This is a genomic window from Weizmannia sp. FSL W8-0676, from assembly GCF_038593015.1.
Taxonomy (GTDB): Bacteria; Bacillota; Bacilli; order Bacillales; family Bacillaceae_C; genus Weizmannia; species Weizmannia coagulans.
Genome location: NZ_CP151954.1, coordinates 1,187,807 through 1,208,627, shown reverse-complemented (window position 1 = coordinate 1,208,627; position 20,821 = coordinate 1,187,807). Strand labels below are relative to the sequence as shown.

Genomic DNA, 20,821 nt, shown 5'->3' with positions numbered 1-20,821 from the left:
TTAGTCCAGTTTTTCCCCTTCCAGCACACCTGATGCTTCAAGCTGGTTCCGCAAATGCGAAAAGGCCGGGCCATGCCAGAATGCATCGGAACTGATCAATTGCTGTGCATCCTGCCTGGCTGTTTCAAGCGCCCGGAAATCATGGACCATATCGGCCACTTTAAACTCCGGCAGCCCGCTTTGTTTTTTTCCGAAAAAATCGCCGGGCCCGCGAAGCTCGAGGTCTTTTTCGCTCAAAACAAAGCCGTTGTCCGTTTCCGTCATAATTTTCATCCGCTCTTTGCCGATTTCCGTTTTCGGGTCAGCGAGCAAAATACAATACGATTGCGCATCGCCCCTGCCGACGCGGCCGCGCAACTGGTGAAGCTGGGCAAGGCCGAACCGTTCGGCATCATAAATGACCATAATGGTCGCATTCGGCACATTGACGCCGACTTCGACAACCGTTGTTGACACAAGCACCTGGATTTCGTTGCGGCTGAACGCTTTCATGACCGCTTCCTTTTCATCGCCCGGCAGCCTGCCATGCATCAGCCCGGCTATATACCGGCCATTAAAATATTGGTTTAAAATGGCATACACATCAATCGCGTTCTGGACGTCAAGCTTATCGGATTCCTCGATGAGCGGACAGATGACATACGCCTGTCTGCCTTTTTTGAGCTCTTTTTCGATAAAGCTGAGCACCCTTTCGAACTGATTGTTTTTCACCCAGTACGTTTCAATCTTTTTGCGGCCGGCCGGCATCTGGTCAATAACAGAAACATCCATTTCGCCAAACACGGTGATGGCAAGCGTCCGCGGAATGGGCGTTGCCGTCATAAAAAGCACATCCGGATTCATCCCTTTTTCGCGGAGGATCCGTCTTTGCTCAACCCCGAACCGGTGCTGTTCATCTGTGATCACAAGGCCGAGCCGGGAAAATGCCACATCTTCCTGGATTAAAGCATGCGTGCCGATTAAAATATCGACGCCGCCTGTACCGAGCTGTTCCAAAAGCGCTTTTCTCCGTTTCCCTTTTACAGTGCTCGTCAGTAAAGCGACCCGGACGCCGTGCGGTTCGAGCAGCTGGCAAAGCGATTCGGCATGCTGCTCGGCAAGAATTTCCGTCGGTACCATCAACGCCCCCTGAAATCCCGCCGTCACCGCAGCGTATAGTGCTATCGCAGCGACGACCGTTTTCCCGGAGCCGACATCCCCCTGGAGCAGACGGTTCATACGGAACGGCGACTTCATGTCCGCGCAAATTTCGTTTACCACTCTTTTCTGGGCGTCCGTCAATGGAAACGGCAAGGAGCCGATAAAATTTCTTAATTTCCGCACATCATAGCGGATGGCCCGGCCGTTTGAATGTTCGCGCTCGAATTTCCTTAACGCCTGCATCTTCAGCTGAAAAGCCAAAAACTCTTCGTATACAATGGTCCTTCTTGCCATTTTCACTTCCTGTTCCGATTTTGGGAAGTGCATCGCATACATGGCCTGCTTTTTCGGCATTAATTTATATTTTGCAAGCATTTCTGCCGGCAGAACTTCTTCGATTTCGCCGCCAAACGCGCGAAAAGCAGACTCGATGTATTTTCGTAACGTTTTTACCGTCATTTTTCCTTTCACAGCATAGACCGGCCCGAATCCGGACGTTTGATCGGCCGTGCCTGTTTTTAAGGATTGGGCCGTAATCGTCTGCCGGTGCATGTCCCATTTTCCGGTAACCGTAATTTCATCATGAATATGGATTTTCTTTTTCAGATACGGCCGGTTAAAACAGACAACCGTAATGAGAAAATCGCCTGCGAACACTTTCATCGACAGGCGTGACCGTTTTTTTGAATAATAGATGAGGGAGGGTTCGCTATGCACCCTCCCCGTCACCGTCACCCGTTCATCATGCCGGACTTCACGCAAATCTTTGAGCCGGTCATCTTCATACCGGAAAGGGAAATAAGTAAGCAGGTCATAAATGGTGAAAATCCCCATCTGCCCGAGACTTGCTTCCGTTTCTTCGCCGATCCCTTTTAAGACGGTTACCGACTGATCAAGCGGGCTATTCATGCAGATCAAGCGGCATACCGAAAATTTTTGCTTCCAGTTTCCGGGCGGTCGGCGTATCCGCCAGGCCTCCACGCGCCGTTTCTTTGAGCGCAGTCGGCATCTGCTGCCCGACGCGGTACATCGCATCAATCACTTCATCGCAAGGGATCCGGCTTTTAATGCCGGCAAGCGCCATATCTGCCGCAACCATCGCATTGGCTGCTCCCATTGCATTCCGTTTCACGCATGGCACTTCCACAAGGCCGGCCACAGGATCGCACACCAGGCCGATCATATTTTTCAAAGTAATGGCCATTGCATGGGCGCATTGTTCCGGTGTGCCGCCCGCCATCTCGACAATGGCCGCGGCAGCCATCCCGGCAGCTGATCCGACTTCTGCCTGGCAGCCGCCTGCTGCGCCGGAAATAAACGCATTATTGGCCACCACAAATCCGAATGCGCCGGATGTAAATAAGAAACGGACCATTTCTTCACGCGTCGGGTGCAACTTGTTTTTGACCGCAAAGAGCGTTCCCGGCACAACGCCGGCAGAACCGGCCGTCGGCGTTGCGCAAATCGTTCCCATTGCCGCGTTCACTTCATTTGTCGCAACGGCTTTGCTGACGGCATCCAAAATGGTTGCGCCAGATAAGAAATTGCCTTTTTCAATATATTTTTGCAGCAGCACGGCATCGCCGCCCGTAAGCCCCGAGTGGGAGCGGACACCGGCAATTCCTTTTTCAACTGCTTTTTCCATAACAGCCAGATTTTCATCCATCTTTTTTATGATGGCTTCCCTGGATTTTCCGGTTACTTCCATTTCCTGCTCTATCATAATTTCCGAAATTTTTTTATTTTTCTGTTCGGCCAGTTCTACAAGCTCAGCAACATTCCGAAACATCATTACCCTCCTTCAATATCCATGCTGCTTCTCCTGGCACAGGCAAGGATGCACGCACATTTCAAAAGACAGCCAAAAGAAAGCGCCGCCTGCTTAGCAGCTGCGCCTTTTTCTCACATCTAATCTACAACTCTTGCAACCTGGGTAATGTTCGGGAGCCGCTTGATTTCTTCAATGACGGCATCATCGAGATTCTGGTCCACTTCGATGGCCATCAATGCCATCTTTCCGGCTTCTTTGCGCGACACTTCCATATGGCCGATATTGATTTCATGTGCCGATAAAATATTGGATACGGCCGCAATCGCCCCGTAGCGATCCTGGTGGACGACAAGAATGGCCGGGTGGTGGCCGGATAAGTGCAACTCAAAGCCGTTCAGTTCTGTCACTTCAATTTTTCCGCCGCCGATTGAGATACCGGTCAGTTCCATATCTCCCGATGCGTCGCCCATCCGGATCCTAACCGTATTCGGGTGGTCCGGGACGGCACTTTCCACGAGAAACTTCACTGTAAGCCCGAGCTGTTCCGCAATCTGAAGAGAAGATTTGATCCGTTCATCATCCGTGTCAAAATCAAGCAGGCCGCCGACAATGGCAACGTCTGTGCCATGCCCTTTATAGGTGCTCGCGAACGATCCGTAAAAATGGATGTCTGCCCATTTTGGCTGCCTGCCGAATAAGCTTCTCGCCACCCGGCCGATGCGCGCGGCACCTGCCGTATGGGAGCTTGAGGGCCCGATCATAACCGGGCCGATAATATCAAAAACACTTTTATATTTCATTGCGCATCACACCCACATTATTGTGCTTTTTTCGTAATTTCAATTGCCGGCGGGCGCGCGCCGTTTTTCAGGCCGCACCCGCCGTTGTGCTGATTTTAAAGCTTGCCGGGCAAAACCGGATGTTGGTTTGGCCGGTTTGCCAGGCATCCTAAGCCTTTTTACAACAATGGAGCAAAAGATGGGTGAAAGCTTTGCACTTTTAAAAGCGCTGCAACAGATGAAAACAAACGGCAGCAAATGGTGCACTTTTTCGTATTCAGCAAGCTCTCTTTATAGTATGCAGGCAAGCACCCTTATTCCACTGCAAAAATAAAGGAATATAACGGCTGCCTGCCTTCATGGACTTCAATTTCCATCTCCGGCCAGTTGGTTTCGATATAGGAAACGAGTTCGCCAACCTGCTCCTTGCTGACATCTTTTCCGTATATGACGGTGGCAATTTCATCTTCTGCGCCGATCATGTGCGAAAGCAGCTGCCCGGATGCTTCCAACAGGGCAGGGCTCGTTTTGACGATTTTCCCTTCATAAATGCCCATATAATCCCCTTTTTTGATGGAGATGCCGTCAATATTCGTATCCCTGACCGCATTGGTGACCTGGCCGGATTTCACGCGGCCGAGCGCTTCTTCCATTGCTTGGACGTTTTTGTCAAGCGGCTGCCCGGGGTTAAATGCGAGCAGCGCCGCCATTCCCTGCGGCACGGTTTTAGACGGGACAATGGCTACTTTTTCTTCCGCCAGTTCAGCTGCCTGCTCGCTTGCCATGATGATATTTTTATTGTTCGGCAAAATGATGATTTGTTTTGCGTTCGCCTCTTCAATGGCTTTCAATATGTCCTCGGTGCTCGGGTTCATCGTCTGGCCGCCTTCAATGACAACATCGGCGCCGATGCTTTTAAACAGCGCAGCGATTCCGTCCCCCATGGCAACCGTAATCACACCGTAGTCTTTCTTTTCTTTTTTCTCCCGTTCCGCTCCGTTTTCGCCAACAAGCGCATGATGCGTTTCGCCGACGATCGCGCTGTGCTGCTCACGCATATTGTCCACTTTTAATTTAATGAGGCTGCCGTATTGCTGTCCATAGTTCAAAACATCCCCCGGGCGCTCAGTGTGGACATGGACTTTCACGATATCATCATCCGAAATGACAAGGAGGGAATCCCCGAAGCGGCTCATATCACTGCGGAACCGCTCCTCCGAGAATGCCTTGGCGGACGGTTTCGAGCGGTCGAGCCTGACCATGATTTCCGTGCAGTACCCATATTTGATATCCTCCGTACGCATAAAGTCCTGCACATGCTTATGGTGTTCGGCGTTTACGAGCTCGTCCATTGACGGGATGACGGACGGTGTATCCGGCAGCTCTTCCCCTTTTAACTCGGCAAGAAAACCTTCATAAATAAAAACAAGCCCCTGGCCGCCGCTGTCGACCACGCCGACTTCTTTTAACACCGGCAACATGTCCGGCGTCCGGCTCAGCGTCGTTTTCGCTTCCCCGAGGATCGCTTCCATGACTGCCGTCAGATCTTTTTCGGTTTTCGCCGTTTGCACACCTTTTTTGGCCGCTTCCCTTGCAACCGTGAGAATCGTTCCTTCAACCGGCTTCATGATTGCCTTAAAAGCGCTCTCGACACCGGCCTGAAAAGCCGCTGCAAACTCTTTTGCGGAGATATGCGCTTTTGTTTCAATCGATTTGGAGAAGCCGCGGAACAGCTGGGACAGAATCACGCCCGAATTTCCCCGCGCGCCCATCAGCAGCCCTTTTGCAAAGCTTGCGGCAACCGCACCGATATGTGCCTGGACATTTTTTTGCACTTCCTTTGCACCGGAAGTCATCGTTAAATTCATATTTGTTCCCGTATCGCCATCAGGGACAGGGAATACATTCAGGGCGTCAACCGTCTTGGCGTTTGCCGCAAGATGGTTCGCCCCTTGTATGACCATTTCTGCAAAACGCTTTCCATCCAGTGATGTAACCACAAAATTTCCTCCTCGTTACGGGTTCGCGACACGCACGCCCTGAACGTAAATATTAATGGCGTCAACTGATAAGCCGACTGTTTGATTCAGCGTATATTTTACTTTTTGCTGGACGTTGCGGGCGATTTCGGAAATTTTTGTCCCGTAGCCCACAATAATATACATGTCAATTTCCACTCTTTCATCCTGTTGACGCACAATGACGCCCCTCGAGAAGTTTTCTTTGCGCAGGATTTCTGTAATGCCGTCTTTAATTTGATTTTTCGAGGCCATTCCGACAATGCCGAAGCAGTCAATGGCGGCACCTCCTGCAATTGTGGCGACGACTTCATTCGATATATCAATTTGTCCGTAATGCGTATTTATTTCAATCGGCATAAATCGCTCCCCCTTATCTTCACTGTTTCCAAACCGGATTTGACCTGCTACCGCCATTGTACTATAAGACAGGGTACATGGAAAGCAGAGCAGGCCTGCATTGTTATAGTTTACCACAAAACAGGGTGCCCTGCATGTATGCTCTCTGGCAGGACTTGCATTGTGCCTTCCAATATGATAAATTATTATAGTGAATTTTTAACGAAAAATGAAGAGATGAAAGCATAAATATGTTCTATTTCTGCTTCGCAACAGGAGGAGGGAATAAAATGCCGAAAAAATGTGCAATTACAGGACGTAAAACGGTATCCGGCAATAAACGTTCTCACGCCATGAACGCAAACAAACGCACCTGGAAAGCGAACTTGCAAAAAGTGCGCATTCTGGTGGACGGCAAACCGCAACGCGTCTGGGTTTCCGCCCGCGCTTTGAAATCCGGAAAAGTCGAACGTGTATAATGCAAAAACAGGAAACCGGGTATCCGGTTTCCTGTTTTTTTGTAATTTGCGGCAAAAAAAACCGGCGCGCCGCCGATTTTCCCGCTGTATAAAATGAACTGCCCCTTCTAACCGCCATGCGTCGATTTTATCTCTTACCCTTTTTTAAAAGTCCCCAGCATGGCCCTTACAATACCGCCCAAAAATTTAGGCAGTTTAATCGTATAAAATTTCATGTATGTCCCTCCCCATTCAAATACAATCCGGGTCTCCCGCACATTATATTCATGCGTAAGCGAAAAGGATACAGCCTGCTTGTTCATGAAATATCATTAATCATGGCTTCTTACCATCATTAATATGCCGCTTGAAAAAGAAAAAGTACCAAAATCCCGGATTAGTTCATTGCTGACACAAAGGGTGGTGCCCCTTACAATATGCCGATTTTCAAGCGGATACTTAAATCCGGTTAATGAGATCCCTTCTACTTCTTCCGTCAACGGGAGAAAGGAAACATACGGATACGCATCGATTTTTTCAATCGTATAAGTTCCGGGCAAAAACATTTCCACGCGGTTCTGCCTGTCGATCATCTCTATTTTCCCTTTAAATTGCAAAACTTTTTCATGCACAAGTAAAAGGACATTGGTAAAAGCATGGTCGAGCCGCCCGCCGGTAGCGCCGAAAATGCGGATCACTTCCGGGTTCCGGCTGATGGCCCACATCAAGGCCAGCTCCATATCGGTCTCATCTTTTTCGGGCTGGAATTTCCGGATATGCTGAAGTTTCCGGTTGATCCAGCCCCATTCTTCCTGATTGACGGAATCAAAGTCGCCAAAGGCCATTTCCGGGATGATCCCTTGTTTAAGCAAATGCAGCACGCCCCTGTCCACACCTGCCCATGCCGCCCGTTTGTCCTCCGCATATGGCGCAAGATCCGGCACATTTTCGGGCGGGCCGCCTGCTAAAATATAGATTTTCTTTTCCATGCCTCATTCCCCTTTTATACGATGGATTTAAGACAATCTTTGTCCGCTCCCCGCAGGCTTTTCATGCGGAAAAAGCCGGATGAACCCCGGCTGTTGTTTTACTGCCCGTATTTTAATGCTCGGATCGCTTGTTTCCGGTTCTTGCTTTTAAAAATATTGGAGCCCGCAACCAGCACCGTTGCACCGGCCTGTTTGCATTTTTGCGCTGTTTCCGGATCGATGCCGCCGTCAACTTCAATGTCAAATGCAAGCCCCTGTTCTTCTTTTAAACGGTACAGTTTCTCAATTTTCGGGACAACGGATTCAATAAAAGCCTGTCCGCCAAACCCGGGATTGACCGTCATCAGCAATACAAGGCCGACATCCCCCAGGATTGGCGCAATCCATTCGATGGGTGTTGCGGGATTTAAGACAACGCCCGGATTTACCCCAAGAGACCGGATTTCCTGGATCGTCCGGTGGAGATGCCTGCACGCTTCCACATGGACAGAAATCGTGTCAGCCCCTGCTTTCGCAAAAGCTTCCAAATACTGGTCCGGATTTTCAATCATCAAATGGACGTCGAGCGGAAGCTTTGTGACCGGCCGCACCGCCCCGACAACAAGCGGCCCCATCGTAATGTTCGGCACAAAATGGCCGTCCATCACATCAATATGGATCCAGTCCGCTCCGCCTTCCTCCACATCTTTAATTTCCTCTCCCAATTTCGCAAAATTTGCAGACAAAATAGAGGGTGCGATTTTTACCATCGTCAATACCTCGGCTTTCTGTTTTTAATTTCCTGAAGAAACTGGATGTAATGGCTGTACCGGAATGAAGCGATCTCCCCTTCGGCCAAAGCAGCTTTTACCGCACAATGCGGCTCGTTTTCATGCAGGCAGCCGCGGAACTTGCAGCCGGCCGATTTTTCACTGATTTCAGGAAAATAGTCCCCGAGCTCGGATAATTCCACACCAGTGAAGTCCAGTGAGCTGAAACCCGGCGTATCCGCCACGAGCCCGCCTCCGACCGGCAGCAGTTCAACATGGCGGGTGGTGTGCTTCCCCCTGCCCAGATGCGTGGAGATTTCATTTGTTTTTAAATCCAAAGCAGGGTCCAGACGGTTGAGAATGGACGTTTTCCCCACTCCAGACTGACCGCAAAAGACGGTGATGTTTCCTTTCAATGCCGAAAGCAAAGCATCTATCCCTTCGCCTGTTTTCGCCGATGAGAATATAACCGGGTAACCGATTTGCCGGTATACTTCAAGCGTACCGTGCAGCCTTTCTCTTTCCTCCGCGCCCAGGAGATCGCATTTTGTAATCAGAATGAGCGGGCGGATCAGGTTCTTTTCAATTGGGACTAAAAAACGGTCCAAAAGCAGCGTATGAAAGTCCGGTTCTTTTGCGGAAAAAACCAAAACAGCCTGATCCACATTGGCAATCGGCGGGCGCACGAGTTCATTCTTTCTTTCGCCGATGTCCAAAATATAACCTTCCCGGCCGTTTTCTTTTTGGAATTCGACATGGTCCCCGACGAGCGGAGTGATTTTCTTTTTCCGGAAGACGCCTCTGCCCCTGCATTGGTAAATTTCGCCGTCTTCACGATTTTTCACATAGTAAAATCCGCTTAAAGCCTTGATGATTTTTCCTTCTGCCATACATCCACCTCCATCTCTCCGGCACTTTCAAATCGGGGAGGCGCCGGGGTAAGGCCCGGCGCTTTCTCAGTTTGGATACGGAACGGTCTCTTCGGCGATGACTTTGCCGTCCCTCATGATTTTATATGTTGCCTCTTTCCCGTAATCAATGGTAAACTCCAGCTGCTTTTTCACCGTTTTCGTAATCTCAAACGTTTGAACAGGTGCGGACATCGAATGGTTCATGTCTTCAATATAAATTTGCACTTCCTGTTTCGGGTCTTCTTGTGCAGTTGCATCTGTTTTGCTGCCGGCATCATTTCCGCTTGATTGCCCGTTGCTGTCACCGGGCTGGCTGTTTCCGTCTGAACCGGAACTTTCGCTGTGGTTTTCATTTGTGCTCCCGGCGGAATCCGTATCCGGCTCATACGGGATCGTTACTTCTTTTGTAACCGTCTTTGGCGGCATTTCTTTCTGTCCTTTGCTGATGGTCACTTTTACTACCGAGCCCTTCTTCAGCTCGGTTCCCGGCTGCGGGGATTGCGAAATGACATGGTCCTTTTTCACGGTATCCGAATAATCTTTTCCGGCATATTCAATGGAAAAACCGGATGTTTTTTCATATGCGTCCAACTGTTTTTTTGAAAACCCGGTTAAATCCCCAATTGCATAAGTTTCCGGGCCTTTGCTCACAGTAAAGGTAAGCACCGTGCTTTCCGGCACCACTTTTTTATTGGGCGCGGGATCCTGCGACAAAATGGTCCCTTGTGCACTGTCATCGTACACTTCTTCTTTATCAATGTCTTTAAAATGTTCCCCGCTCAATAAATTCACGACGTCGTCAAACTGCCTGCCGGTATAATCGGACAGGGCAAATGTTTCTTTTCCCGTGCTAATGTAAAGGGAAACTTTTGTCCCCTCTTTGATTTTTTCCCCGGCTTCGGGATCCGTTTTGATGACCTGCCCCTTTGGTACCGTTTCGCTTGTTGTTTTAATCTTCTCCCCGGTTTTCAGGCCGTGCGCCGTAAGCACGGCGGCGGCAGCATCAGCCGTTTTGCCTGATACTGACGGGACGCTGACGGTTTTCGGGCCGAGCAGGGACGGCAGCAGCAAGGCGGCAAGGCCGGCAAGCACGAGCAGAAAGGCGAGAGCGCCGGCAACGAACGGCCATTTTTTTCGCCGTTTTTTCTCTTTTTTGTCCCGCTTTGTGTCCGGTTTCTTTTCTTTTTCATTTTCTCCGGCCGGATTTGCGATAATGGTTTCTTCATTCCGGTCGGGGCCGGCAGCCACTTCGGAAATCACCGGCATAATTTTCGTCTGATCTTCGTCTTCCGGAATCACAAATTTCGGTTCATTGAGCCTTTCCGGCAGGAGTGCGGTCCGGATATCCTCCCCCATTTCTTCGGTGCTGTTATAACGGTAAAACGGATCTTTCGCCGTTGCTTTTAAAACAATATTTTCAACACTTTGGGGAATATCGGGATTCCACCTTTTCAGCGACGGCGTCTCGCTTTGCAAATGTTTTAAAGCAATGGAAACGGCAGATTCCCCCGAAAAAGGAATCCTTCCCGTTAAAAGCTCGAACATCACGATGCCGAGTGCGTATATATCCGATTTATATGTGGCAACACCGCCCCTTGCCTGCTCGGGGGAAAGATAATGGACCGAACCGAGCACGGCATTTGTCCGGGTGATCGAAGTAGCGGATAGAGCGATGGCAATCCCGAAGTCCGTAATTTTCACAACACCGTCATGGCTGATTAAAATATTTTGCGGCTTAATGTCACGGTGGATAATATGGTTGTCATGGGCATGTGCGATCGCCGCCGCAAGCTGCCCCATAATGTCCAGCGTTTTCTCAACGGAAACCGGGCCGTTTTGCTGTATGTATTGTTTTAGCGTCATGCCCTCGACATTTTCCATGACGATATAATTTAAATCATCCTCTTCGCCGATATCATAAATACTGACAATATTCGGATGGACCAGGCTCGTTGCCGATTGGGCCTCCCTGTGAAAACGCTGGATAAACTCCGGCTCATTTGCAAAATCCGGGCGCAGCACCTTGACGGCCACATCACGGTCCAAAATCATATCGTGGGCCAGATAGACGTTTGCCGTGCCGCCGCCGCCGATCAGGCTTTTGACTTTGTAGCGGCCGCTGATCCGTCTTCCGATTAGCATGAATGGCACCCGCCTTTATTGCGGCCGGACGCCAGAAGCACAATCGTAATATTGTCTTCCCCGCCGTTTTCATTGGCATAATCCACAAGCATTTCCGCTTTCTTCCCGAGCGGCAGATCTTTTTCAAGCACTTCTTTCATCACTTCCGTCGGCACTTTATTCGACAGGCCGTCTGAACAAAGCAGCAAAGTATCATTTTCTTCAAATACAATCGTTTTTAAGTCGGGCGAGATCGAATCTTCCGTCCCAAGCGCCTTCAGAATCACATTTTTATGCGGGTGATTTTCGGCATCTTCTTTTGAAATCTGGCCGGTTTTGACGAGTTCATTGACCAGCGAATGATCTTCCGTCAGCTGTTGGAAGCCGTTTTCATTAAAAATATAGCCGCGGCTGTCTCCGATATTGGCGATGGAAATAAAGCGCTCGGTGCAGACCGCTGCAACCAGTGTGGTGCCCATTCCTTCGCATTCAGGGTGATGGGCGGCATGATCAAATAAACGGGCATTCACCTCGCGGATCGTCTCAGAAAGCCACGCCTCTGCGGATTCCGCATCGGCAACCGGGCCGAATTTTTCAAACGCTTCTTTAAAACATTGCACCGTCATGCCGCTCGCAATGTCACCCGCACGATGGCCGCCCATGCCATCTGCAACAATCGCAAGGAGATCGCCGCCGGCATTTTCAAAGACTCCCCCATTGTCTTCGTTATGCTGCCTTACTCTACCCTTATCCGTTTTATAGACAGATTCCATTATACCCCCACCTTCATACTCTTTGACGTGTTTATCATCGGGCAAGCCTATGCTTTACCGGCCTTTTTGCGAATACTGGCTATGAAAAAACCGTCCCCGCCGAAGTCCTGCGGAAAAATCTGCATCCGGTATCCGTCAACTAAAGATTCCATTGCTTCAGGGACGTGCAGCGGATACGGTTCAAATTCCGGATGTTCCTGCAAAAATGTTTCAATCGTCCCTTCATTTTCTTCCCGGTCGACGGTGCAGGTGCTGAAAACTAAGATGCCGTCCGGTTTTAACAGTCCCGACACGCCCGATAAAATTGAAAGCTGGACCTGCTTTAGCGCATGGATATCGTCAACGGTTTTCGCATATTTGATATCCGGTTTCCGCCGCAGAACCCCAAAACCTGTGCACGGCGCATCGACAAGAATGCGGTCAAAAGTGGTTTTTTCAAAATGGGCGCCTGCATCCCGACTGTCCATCGCAACCGCTTCGACCTGTCCGGTACCGAGCCTCTCTGCGTTTTCCCGGACCAGTTTGGCCTTATGGGGATGGAGATCGAGCGCGATTACTTCCCCCGTTCCTTCCAACTTTTCCGCAATATGGGTGGTTTTTCCGCCCGGTGCCGCACAAGCGTCCAAAATCCGCTGGCCTTCCTGGATGCAAAGCGCATAGGCAACCGCCATCGAACTTTCATCCTGGATGGTGAAGAGCCCTTCTTTAAAGCATGCCGAGCGGGCAAGATTACCTTTTCGCGACCGGACAGCTTCCGGAATAACCGGGCTCCGCTCAACGGTAAACCCTTCCCGTACCAGTTTTTCGATGACTTCTTCCACGGATGCCCGGTTCAGGTTCACCCTTGCTGTCTGTAACGGCGGAATCAGGTTTGCTTCACACATTTCTTTCGTTGTTTTATAGCCGTAAGCTTCCGCCCATCTTGCCACAAGCCAGTGAGGATGGCTCGTTGCCACCGATAATCTTTCAAGCGGGTCTTCTATTTCCTTTAAACTTCTGAGCCCCCCGCGCTGGATGGCGCGCAAAACGCCGTTGACCATTCCGGAAATCCCGCGGTGGCCGCGTTTTTTGGCGATTTCCACCGCTTCAAAAATAATCGCGCGGTCAGGGATTTTATCTAAGTATACCATTTGATATATAGACAAGCGCAACAAAATCCGCACCCAATTTTCAATTTTTTTGCGCAAAAACGGGGCGAGAAAATAGTCCAGTGTCTGCTTTCTCTGCAACGTGCCATAAGTGATTTCCGTAAGCAGCGCCCGGTCAGGGCCGTGGAACCGGTATTTTTCAATATAGCGGTCAAGCAGCAAATTGCTGTACGACTCGTTTTTCTCCACTGCCTCCAAAAGTTCAAGCGCCGCTTCGCGAACATTTTTCCGGTCTTTACTCATCTTCATCTCCAAATTTCATCCCGGGTGCAAGGCCGCCCGCTGAACCGTTTAAAAATTGCGCAACCGCCATCCGTTTCTTCCCGGCAGGCTGCAGTTCCGTAATTTTAATGCCAGTTGTGCTGCCCGTTGCGACCACGATCCCGTCTTTTTTTATCGTGACGATGGTGCCCGGTTCCGCATGAACGGAAAGCGGCACTTTTTCGCTCTTCCATATTTTAAACGTTTTTCCGCCATGTACGGTATAGGCACCCGGCCACGGGCACAGGCCCCTGATTTGGTTGTAAATGGATTCCCCCGGTTTTTTCCAATCGATTTTTTCCTGGCTGCGCGTAATATTATGGGCAAACGTCGCCTTCTGTTCATCCTGCGGCACCGGCACAATTTCTTTTGCCAGGATTTTCGGAAGCGTTTCGGATAAAAGCATAGCACCCGCTTTGCTCAACTTGTCATGGAGGGTGCCGGCATCATCGGTTTCTTCAATTTCGACTTCCCGCTGGCTGAAGATGTCGCCGGCATCGAGTTTTTCCGCCATATACATAATGGTTACGCCGGTCTTTTTCTTCCCTTGTAAAATGGCTGTATGGATCGGCGCCCCGCCGCGCAGTTCCGGAAGCAGTGACGCATGGACATTAATGCAGCCGAACGGGGGCGCATCAAGCAATGCTTTCGGCAAAATCTGCCCGTACGCGCATGTAACCACAACATCCGGCTTGAGTGCCAAAATGCGGGCGAGGCTTTCCGGCTGGCGCAATTTTTCCGGCTGAAAAACCGGAATGCCGTGCTTTTCCGCCTCCCGTTTTACAGGCGGGGGCGTTAAGATCTGTTTTCTGCCAACCGGCCTGTCCGGCTGTGTCACAACCCCAATGACCTCGTACCCGTCGCGGATCAGCGTCTGTAAAACCGGCACGGCAAAGTCCGGCGTCCCTAAAAACACCACTTTCGTCATTCGGTATCATCCTCCTCAAAAACCAAGTCTTCCTCATCCACATAATCGATGATTTTGGACGTAAACAAAACGCCGTGCAGATGGTCGATTTCATGCTGCAAAGCGCGGGCAAGGAAATCTTCCGCTTCAATCGTGAACGCCTTTCCGTTTGCGTCCTGTGCTTTTACTTTCACATAACGGGCGCGTTGAACCGTGCCGTAAACGCCGGGAAAGCTCAGGCAGCCTTCGACATCGGTCTGTTCCCCGCGCCTTGTTACGATTTTTGGATTGATGAGGTCAATCCGGCCTGTCCCATCGCCGGTATCGACAACGGCGATTTGCTGGCTGATGCCGACTTGCGGAGCGGCAAGTCCGATCCCGTCCGCTTCAAGCATCGTTTCATACATTTCATCCAGTACCGCTTTTAAAGACGGGCCGAATGCCATGACACGTTTGCATTTTTCCTCCAAAACAGCGGCAGGATATTTTACAATCTCCATCATTTCGAATCACTCGTTCCTGTTACATCATCATATTAGGATTGACATCGACCGCGATGCTTAATCCTTCCGAGGCAATCTGGTGCTGGAAATGTTCCAGCAAAACAGATAATGTTTCATTGAGCCGCGGTTCCCGTTTGTATTTTATCAGACATTGGTAACGATATCTATTTTTCACACGGGGGACCGGGCATGCCGAAGGGCCTAAAATCACACTTCCGCCCGACACCCGATTCCGCATAAAGCCTGCGATTTTTTCGGATGCGGACATGGCTTCCATCACATTTTCATGGCTGACCGTAATCAGGGTGAGATAGTAAAAAGGAGGGTAGGCGCCCACTTTCCGCATTCTCATTTCCTGGCGGTAAAAGCGTTCATAGTCCTGCTCCCCTGCAAATTGGATGCTGTAATGTTCGGGGGTATATGTCTGGACAACAACCTCGCCTTCCAGCTGGTGCCGCCCCGCGCGCCCGCTTACTTGTGTTAAAAGCTGAAACGTTTTTTCGGACGCCCTGAAATCGGGCAAATGGAGCATCGTGTCCGCATTCAGCACGCCGACAAGCGTAATATTCGGAAAATCGAGCCCTTTTGCAATCATCTGCGTGCCGAGCAAAATATCGGCTTCCCCGTTTGCAAAGCTTTGAAGCATCCGTTCATGCGCCCCTTTCCGGCCGGTTGTATCGACATCCATCCGGATCACGCGCGCTTCAGGCAGCAGCCGCCCGAGCTCCTCTTCCACTTTCTGCGTCCCTGTCCCGAAATAGCGGATATGGGAACTCCCGCATTCCGGGCATGTTGCGGGCACAAACGTCTCGTAACCGCAGTAATGGCATTTCATTTCGTTTGTGGAGCGGTGATAGGTAAGCGAAATATCGCAGTTCGGGCATTGCTGCACATACCCGCAGTCCCGGCACATGACAAAGGAGGAATATCCCCTTTTATTTAGCAGCAGCACGGTTTGCTGTTTTTTCTCCAGGCGGTCTTTCAGTTTTTCAAAAAGCTCTCTTGAGAACATGGAACGGTTGCCTGCGCGCAATTCTTCGCGCATGTCGACAATCGAAACTTCGGGAAGCGGGTGGTTGTTCATCCGTTTTTCCATTTTCAGCAACGTATAGACCCCTTTTTGCGCGCGGGCAAATGATTCAAGCGACGGGGTGGCGCTTCCGAGGATAACCGGGCAATGGTGGTTTTTGCTCCGGAAAAGGGCGACGTCCCTCGCGTGGTAGCGCGGGTTGTCTTCCTGCTTGTAGCTATTTTCATGCTCTTCATCAATAATAATGATGCCAAGATTTTCAAACGGGGCAAAAATCGCCGACCGCGCCCCGACCACCACTTTCGCTTCTTTGCGGGTAATTTTCCGCCATTCATCGTATTTTTCACCGACCGATAAGCCGCTGTGCAAAACCGCCACATCTTTGCCGAAACGGCTTTTAAAACGGTTCACCATTTGCGGCGTTAGAGAAATTTCCGGGACAAGGACAATCGCCTCTTTCCCCTGGTTCAGCACTTCCTGTATCGACTGGAGATAAATTTCCGTTTTTCCGCTGCCGGTTACGCCAAAAAGCAAAAACGTTTCGTTTCTGTTTTCGCGGACCGCGGAAAGGACCGGGCCGATTGCCTGTTTCTGTTCCGCAGTCAAAGCATGCGGCACGCTCTTTTGAAATTGGCGGCCAGCATACGGGTCGCGGTACGATTCTTCCTGTGTTTCTGCCAGCCATCCTTTTTCAAGCAATGTTTTGATAACCGCCCGCGATACGCCGGCTGTTTCCGCCAGTTCGGGAGAAGGTATCTTTGCATCCGGATTTTCCAGGAAAAATTGCAGCACCTGCTTTTGTTTCGGGGCATTTTTCGGCACTTTTTCCATCCGTTTTTCGAGCTCGCCTTTGGAACTTGGGCAGGAAATGAGCCGGACCGTTTTCTTGTTGGCTTTGCTTTTGACTTCATATACGACTTCCACCAACCCGTTTTTCGCTTCTTTTTGCAGAAACGGCAGAAAGCCCTTTTGCTGCGCTTCTTTCCAGCCGATTTCGCCGCTATCCCCGAACACTTCGTCAAGAAAAGGGTTGGCGCCCCCGTCCTGCCTTTTGATGCGTTTTTCGTATTTTGCCTTCATCGCGGCCGGCAGCATCGCCTGGTAAGCAGAGATTTTCAGGCAAAGCGTTTCCTTCGCAAGCCAGTCCCCGAGCGCAAGCAGCTCCGCATTCAAAACCGGGGCCAAATCCTGCGGCGCAATGATTTCACGCAAGTTCTTCACTTCCGAACGGTCTTTTATGCCCGCAACAAATCCCTGGATCGTGCGCGGGCCGAACGGGACAATGACGCGCATTCCCGGTTGGATGGCCGTTCCCCATTTTTCCGGGATCCGGTAATCAAAATATTTATCCGTCTGCATTGCCGGTATATCGACAATCACACTTGCAATCTTCATTTCTTTTCGTCCTTTTCGATCTCGCGGCAGATTTCGCGCAAAATTTCCCTTGCCGCCTCATGCTTGGAAAGCAGCGGGAGTTCCCGTTTCGAGCCGTCGCGTTTAAAAATGGTCACGATATTCGTATCGCCGGCAAATCCGGCGCCTTCCCGGCTCACATCATTGGCGACAATCATATCCGCACGCTTCCGTTCCATTTTGCCGCGCGCATAGTTTTCGAGATGATCAGTTTCCGCGGCAAAGCCAACGAGAAAAGGCTTGTCCAGCCTTTCGCCAAGTTCTTTTAAAATATCTTTTGTCCGTTTCAGTTCTAGCGTCAGGTTGCCTGACCGCTTTTTCATTTTTTTATCGAAAACACGGACCGGCGTGTAGTCTGCCACGGCCGCGCTTTTAATGATGATATCCGCTTCCTTGTAGCGGCCCATGACCGCATGATACATCTCCTCTGCGCTCTCCGCTTTGATGATTTCCGTTCCGGCGGGCGGTGCCAGCGTGTCCACGCTTGTGACAAGCAAAACGTTTGCCCCCATATTGGCCGCTTCTTCGGCAAGCGCAAATCCCATTTTTCCGGACGAACGGTTTGAAAGAAAGCGGACGGGATCAATTTTTTCAATCGTCGGGCCGGCTGTCACTAAAACCGTTTTCCCGGACAGCGGTTTCGTCCCGCCGCTGAAAAAATCTTTCAAAAGCGCCACGATGTTCTCCGGTTCTTCCAATCTTCCTTTTCCGGTATATCCGCATGCGAGATACCCGTCCGCAGGCTCGATCAGCCGGTAGCCGAAGCCTTTGAGCGTTTCCAGGTTCCGCCGGACAGCCGGGTGGCCGTACATATGGACATTCATTGCCGGCGCCACCCATACCGGCGCAGTCGTGGCGAGGATCGTAGTCGAGACCATATCATCCGCTATTCCGTTCGCCAATTTTCCAATCATATTCGCGGTGGCCGGCGCAATGAGGACAAGATCCGCCCAGTCTGCAAGATCAATATGGGCGATTTTCTCCGGGTGTTTCTCATCAAATGTATCGGTGTACACTTCATTCCGGGAAAGCGCCTGAAACGTTAACGGCGCCACAAACTTGCAGGCGGATTCCGTCATGATGACTTTCACATGTGCGCCGGACTGCGCCAGCTTGCTTGTGAGCGCAGCCGCTTTAAAAACGGCAATCCCTCCGGTTACGCACAATAATATATTTTTCCCAAGCATCCGTATGCCCCCTGTAAAGTCTCAGTCAATATCCTTACGACCATTCTAACAAAAAAGCAAATATAAGAAAAAGGGCTGACGCCATATCCGCCAGTCCCTGCTCTGTGATTTTCCGTATAACCGTACCAAGATAACTTAAGAAGCCGTTCCATCGTGTTTGATCCGGAGGACGCCGGCATAAATTTCTTCAAGCGCCTTGCCGACATTTTTATCGGAAACATATTTTTCAAGCACTTCGTTATGCTGGTCCTGCAGCTGGCGGGCACGTTTTGCCGCGATCGTGACAAGGGAATATTTCGAATCGATAATTTTCAACAGTTCATCAATGGAAGGATAAAGCATCTTATTCAACCTCCAGAATTTTTTTATACAGCTTCGCAACGCGTGCCGTCCGGCAATGTTCCGCGACGACAATGGCTTTGATTTTTTCGCAGGCGTTTTCTATTGTATCATTTTCCACAACGTAATCATATAAATTCATCATTTCAATTTCTTTGCGGGCTTTTTCCATCCGGTCGCGGATCCTTTCGGCAGATTCCGTCCCGCGCTGCGTGATCCTCGATTCCAGTTCGGACAAACTTGGCGGCGCAAGAAAAATGAATAAGCCGTCCGGAAATTTTTCGCGGACCTGCCGCGCGCCCTGCACTTCTATTTCGAGAAAAACATCTTTTCCCGCTTCCAATGTTTCCTTCACATAATCGACCGGCGTCCCGTAATAATTGCCGACATATTCCGCGTACTCCAGCAGTTTTCCCTGCCTGATCAGTTCTTCAAATTCTTCGCGTTCTTTGAAAAAATAATCCACCCCGTCGATTTCGCCTTCCCGCGGTTTTCTTGTCGTCATCGAGATGGAATATTCAAATTTCGTATCCGGCTGCGAAAAAACGGCTTTCCGTACGGTCCCTTTCCCGACACCGGACGGACCGGATAACACAATGAGTAATCCTTTTTTCTTCAACGCTATACCTCCTCGCCATCTGTTTCCCCGTCCGTGACACGGTGCGCCACTGTTTCCGGCTGAACTGCGGAGAGAATCACATGGCCGCTGTCCATCATTATCACTGCCCGGGTTTTTCTGCCGTAAGTCGCATCAATTAAAGTGCCGCGCTCGCGTGCATCCTGGATGAGCCGCTTAATCGGCGCTGATTCCGGGCTTACAATGGAAATGATGCGGTTTGCCGAAATGATATTTCCAAAGCCGATATTAATGAGTTTCACCACCTGCATCCTCTCCCGCTCGCATACAATTGACTTTGCGCGAATCATTCTATATTCTGCACTTGCTCGCGCATCTTCTCAAGGACCGTTTTGAGCTCAACAACGGCTGTTGAAATACCGGAAGTATTTGCTTTCGATCCAATCGTGTTCACTTCCCTGTTCATCTCCTGGATCATGAAATCCAGTTTTCTGCCGATTGGCTCATCAAGCGCCAACGTTTCGCCAAATTGAATCAAGTGGCTTTCAAGCCTTGTCACTTCTTCATGAATATCGGATTTGTCGGCAAACAGCGCCGCTTCCTGGACGAGCCTCGCTTCATCCAGCCGGCCGCCTGATAGCTCCTGCATCCGCTTTTCAAGTTTGAATCGGTATGTAGAAACGAGCGACTGCGCTTCTGTTTTGATATGATCCACCTGCTTTGAAATCGTTTGGAGGTGTTTTTCCAAATCAGTTTTGAGCAGGGAACCTTCTTTTTCGCGCATAAGCCGCAACTGCCCGGCCGCCTCTTTGCAGGCTTCCAGGACAAGGGTGAGGATTTCTTCATTATCTTCCTCTATTTCTTCTATTGTAACTAAATCTTCGCGGTTTAATAACTCGCGAATGCCAAAACCTGATTCAATTCCGTATTGCTCACGGATCCGGCTTAAAAACCGGTGGTATTCGTCCAGCAAATCCCAGTCGACCCGCAGCCTGCGTTTGACAAGCCCTTCACCGAAAATGGTGACAAACACGTCAATACGGCCGCGCTGCACATAGTTCCCGATGATTTTTTTCAACTCTTCTTCCACTTTGACAAGCTGCTTCGGCATCCTGATCTGATATTCGCAAAAGCGATGGTTGACAGACTTGATCTCCACCGTCACACTGAACTGCCGCGTCTCCCGGCGGCCTCTGCCATATCCCGTCATGCTTAAGACCATCTTCTCACGCCCAATCTCTTCTTACATCTACCATCACGCAAGTTTTAACCTTCACGATTTTCATCGCGCCTGTCCCCGGCCCGGTGATAATAGCTTTTACGGAGATTATACCGCGCCCCGCCCATTTAGGAAAGGAAATCTTAACCGGAGCGCCTGGGGAAATTTCGCCAAAAGAAAAAGTAATAG

Annotated in this window: 21 protein-coding genes; 1 reads left to right on the top strand and 20 read right to left on the bottom strand. The window is 50.3% G+C overall.

Annotated elements, in window-relative coordinates:
* From recG to NST20_RS05800, 5 genes are all read right to left on the bottom strand, one after another.
* On the bottom strand, positions 1-2,049 hold the full coding sequence (recG, locus tag NST20_RS05820; protein WP_029142346.1) for an ATP-dependent DNA helicase RecG: 2,049 nt from the start codon (positions 2,047-2,049) through the stop codon (positions 1-3).
* Positions 2,042-2,929 carry an L-serine ammonia-lyase, iron-sulfur-dependent, subunit alpha gene (gene sdaAA / locus NST20_RS05815; protein WP_133535935.1) on the bottom strand — a complete coding sequence of 296 codons (888 nt, stop codon included), beginning with the start codon at positions 2,927-2,929 and terminating at the stop codon, positions 2,042-2,044. Before sdaAA ends, recG begins: the two co-directional genes overlap by 8 nt.
* A 119-nt stretch (positions 2,930-3,048) precedes the next feature.
* Positions 3,049-3,711 (bottom strand): L-serine ammonia-lyase, iron-sulfur-dependent subunit beta, encoded by a 663-nt coding sequence (sdaAB, locus tag NST20_RS05810; protein ID WP_013859048.1) that lies wholly within the window; start codon positions 3,709-3,711, stop codon positions 3,049-3,051.
* Positions 3,712-4,004: 293 nt separating this feature from the next.
* Positions 4,005-5,690, bottom strand: coding sequence for a DAK2 domain-containing protein (locus tag NST20_RS05805; RefSeq protein WP_017552955.1), 1,686 nt, complete (start codon positions 5,688-5,690; stop codon positions 4,005-4,007).
* Positions 5,691-5,705: 15 nt separating this feature from the next.
* On the bottom strand, positions 5,706-6,068 hold the full coding sequence (locus NST20_RS05800; RefSeq protein WP_013859046.1) for an Asp23/Gls24 family envelope stress response protein: 363 nt from the start codon (positions 6,066-6,068) through the stop codon (positions 5,706-5,708).
* Positions 6,069-6,337: 269 nt separating this feature from the next.
* Here NST20_RS05800 and rpmB point away from each other — a divergent pair, with 269 nt between their 5' ends.
* Positions 6,338-6,526: a 50S ribosomal protein L28 gene (gene rpmB, locus NST20_RS05795; protein WP_013859045.1), complete on the top strand. Its 189-nt coding sequence runs from the start codon at positions 6,338-6,340 to the stop codon at positions 6,524-6,526.
* A gap of 134 nt (positions 6,527-6,660) precedes the next feature.
* Here the strand turns inward: rpmB and spoVM are convergent, their stop codons facing one another.
* The 15 genes from spoVM to NST20_RS05720 form a co-directional block, all read right to left on the bottom strand.
* Complete coding sequence (gene spoVM / locus NST20_RS05790; protein WP_017551496.1) at positions 6,661-6,741, bottom strand: stage V sporulation protein SpoVM; 81 nt, start codon at positions 6,739-6,741, stop codon at positions 6,661-6,663.
* 96 nt (positions 6,742-6,837) lie between these two features.
* Positions 6,838-7,494 (bottom strand): thiamine diphosphokinase, encoded by a 657-nt coding sequence (locus tag NST20_RS05785; protein ID WP_013859044.1) that lies wholly within the window; start codon positions 7,492-7,494, stop codon positions 6,838-6,840.
* A gap of 98 nt (positions 7,495-7,592) precedes the next feature.
* Positions 7,593-8,243 (bottom strand): ribulose-phosphate 3-epimerase, encoded by a 651-nt coding sequence (rpe, locus tag NST20_RS05780; RefSeq protein WP_029713840.1) that lies wholly within the window; start codon positions 8,241-8,243, stop codon positions 7,593-7,595.
* A gap of 2 nt (positions 8,244-8,245) precedes the next feature.
* The gene (gene rsgA, locus NST20_RS05775) at positions 8,246-9,133 is read right to left on the bottom strand and encodes a ribosome small subunit-dependent GTPase A (protein ID WP_017552949.1); all 888 of its coding nucleotides are present in this window, start codon (positions 9,131-9,133) and stop codon (positions 8,246-8,248) included.
* Positions 9,134-9,199: 66 nt separating this feature from the next.
* Entirely contained in the window at positions 9,200-11,296 is a 2,097-nt protein-coding gene (gene pknB / locus NST20_RS05770; protein ID WP_342400251.1) for a Stk1 family PASTA domain-containing Ser/Thr kinase, read from the bottom strand.
* Positions 11,290-12,048, bottom strand: coding sequence for a Stp1/IreP family PP2C-type Ser/Thr phosphatase (locus tag NST20_RS05765; RefSeq protein ID WP_041818939.1), 759 nt, complete (start codon positions 12,046-12,048; stop codon positions 11,290-11,292). The genes pknB and NST20_RS05765 overlap by 7 nt, the downstream gene beginning before the upstream one ends.
* Positions 12,049-12,095: 47 nt before the next feature.
* A complete protein-coding gene (rsmB, locus tag NST20_RS05760; RefSeq protein ID WP_013859038.1) occupies positions 12,096-13,439 on the bottom strand; it encodes a 16S rRNA (cytosine(967)-C(5))-methyltransferase RsmB in 1,344 nt (447 codons plus the stop codon).
* Positions 13,432-14,385: a methionyl-tRNA formyltransferase gene (gene fmt, locus NST20_RS05755; RefSeq protein ID WP_342400250.1), complete on the bottom strand. Its 954-nt coding sequence runs from the start codon at positions 14,383-14,385 to the stop codon at positions 13,432-13,434. The genes rsmB and fmt overlap by 8 nt, the downstream gene beginning before the upstream one ends.
* A complete protein-coding gene (gene def / locus NST20_RS05750; RefSeq protein WP_342400249.1) occupies positions 14,382-14,867 on the bottom strand; it encodes a peptide deformylase in 486 nt (161 codons plus the stop codon). Before def ends, fmt begins: the two co-directional genes overlap by 4 nt.
* A gap of 19 nt (positions 14,868-14,886) precedes the next feature.
* The gene (gene priA, locus NST20_RS05745; protein ID WP_342400248.1) at positions 14,887-17,292 is read right to left on the bottom strand and encodes a primosomal protein N'; all 2,406 of its coding nucleotides are present in this window, start codon (positions 17,290-17,292) and stop codon (positions 14,887-14,889) included.
* Positions 17,289-18,497 carry a bifunctional phosphopantothenoylcysteine decarboxylase/phosphopantothenate--cysteine ligase CoaBC gene (gene coaBC, locus NST20_RS05740; protein ID WP_342400247.1) on the bottom strand — a complete coding sequence of 403 codons (1,209 nt, stop codon included), beginning with the start codon at positions 18,495-18,497 and terminating at the stop codon, positions 17,289-17,291. The genes priA and coaBC overlap by 4 nt, the downstream gene beginning before the upstream one ends.
* Before the next feature lie 135 nt (positions 18,498-18,632).
* Positions 18,633-18,839 carry a DNA-directed RNA polymerase subunit omega gene (gene rpoZ / locus NST20_RS05735; RefSeq protein ID WP_013859033.1) on the bottom strand — a complete coding sequence of 69 codons (207 nt, stop codon included), beginning with the start codon at positions 18,837-18,839 and terminating at the stop codon, positions 18,633-18,635.
* Position 18,840: 1 nt separating this feature from the next.
* The gene (gene gmk, locus NST20_RS05730) at positions 18,841-19,455 is read right to left on the bottom strand and encodes a guanylate kinase (protein WP_017552942.1); all 615 of its coding nucleotides are present in this window, start codon (positions 19,453-19,455) and stop codon (positions 18,841-18,843) included.
* A gap of 2 nt (positions 19,456-19,457) precedes the next feature.
* A complete protein-coding gene (locus NST20_RS05725) occupies positions 19,458-19,724 on the bottom strand; it encodes a DUF370 domain-containing protein (RefSeq protein ID WP_013859031.1) in 267 nt (88 codons plus the stop codon).
* A gap of 35 nt (positions 19,725-19,759) precedes the next feature.
* Complete coding sequence (locus tag NST20_RS05720) at positions 19,760-20,635, bottom strand: YicC/YloC family endoribonuclease (protein ID WP_017552941.1); 876 nt, start codon at positions 20,633-20,635, stop codon at positions 19,760-19,762.
* Positions 20,636-20,821 lie beyond the last annotated feature (186 nt).

What these genes read in the sequence shown, in the direction of transcription:
- recG (WP_029142346.1), bottom strand. Translation starts at nt 2,049, where the DNA reads ATGAATAGCCCGCTTGATCAGTCGGTAACCGTCTTAAAAGGGATCGGC.
- sdaAA (WP_133535935.1), bottom strand. Translation starts at nt 2,929, where the DNA reads ATGTTTCGGAATGTTGCTGAGCTTGTAGAACTGGCCGAACAGAAAAAT.
- sdaAB (WP_013859048.1), bottom strand. Translation starts at nt 3,711, where the DNA reads ATGAAATATAAAAGTGTTTTTGATATTATCGGCCCGGTTATGATCGGG.
- NST20_RS05800 (WP_013859046.1), bottom strand. Translation starts at nt 6,068, where the DNA reads ATGCCGATTGAAATAAATACGCATTACGGACAAATTGATATATCGAAT.
- rpmB (WP_013859045.1), top strand. Translation starts at nt 6,338, where the DNA reads ATGCCGAAAAAATGTGCAATTACAGGACGTAAAACGGTATCCGGCAAT.
- spoVM (WP_017551496.1), bottom strand. Translation starts at nt 6,741, where the DNA reads ATGAAATTTTATACGATTAAACTGCCTAAATTTTTGGGCGGTATTGTA.
- NST20_RS05785 (WP_013859044.1), bottom strand. Translation starts at nt 7,494, where the DNA reads ATGGAAAAGAAAATCTATATTTTAGCAGGCGGCCCGCCCGAAAATGTG.
- rpe (WP_029713840.1), bottom strand. Translation starts at nt 8,243, where the DNA reads ATGGTAAAAATCGCACCCTCTATTTTGTCTGCAAATTTTGCGAAATTG.
- rsgA (WP_017552949.1), bottom strand. Translation starts at nt 9,133, where the DNA reads ATGGCAGAAGGAAAAATCATCAAGGCTTTAAGCGGATTTTACTATGTG.
- pknB (WP_342400251.1), bottom strand. Translation starts at nt 11,296, where the DNA reads ATGCTAATCGGAAGACGGATCAGCGGCCGCTACAAAGTCAAAAGCCTG.
- NST20_RS05765 (WP_041818939.1), bottom strand. Translation starts at nt 12,048, where the DNA reads ATGGAATCTGTCTATAAAACGGATAAGGGTAGAGTAAGGCAGCATAAC.
- rsmB (WP_013859038.1), bottom strand. Translation starts at nt 13,439, where the DNA reads ATGAGTAAAGACCGGAAAAATGTTCGCGAAGCGGCGCTTGAACTTTTG.
- fmt (WP_342400250.1), bottom strand. Translation starts at nt 14,385, where the DNA reads ATGACGAAAGTGGTGTTTTTAGGGACGCCGGACTTTGCCGTGCCGGTT.
- def (WP_342400249.1), bottom strand. Translation starts at nt 14,867, where the DNA reads ATGATGGAGATTGTAAAATATCCTGCCGCTGTTTTGGAGGAAAAATGC.
- priA (WP_342400248.1), bottom strand. Translation starts at nt 17,292, where the DNA reads ATGAAGATTGCAAGTGTGATTGTCGATATACCGGCAATGCAGACGGAT.
- coaBC (WP_342400247.1), bottom strand. Translation starts at nt 18,497, where the DNA reads ATGCTTGGGAAAAATATATTATTGTGCGTAACCGGAGGGATTGCCGTT.
- rpoZ (WP_013859033.1), bottom strand. Translation starts at nt 18,839, where the DNA reads ATGCTTTATCCTTCCATTGATGAACTGTTGAAAATTATCGATTCGAAA.
- NST20_RS05725 (WP_013859031.1), bottom strand. Translation starts at nt 19,724, where the DNA reads ATGCAGGTGGTGAAACTCATTAATATCGGCTTTGGAAATATCATTTCG.
- NST20_RS05720 (WP_017552941.1), bottom strand. Translation starts at nt 20,635, where the DNA reads ATGGTCTTAAGCATGACGGGATATGGCAGAGGCCGCCGGGAGACGCGG.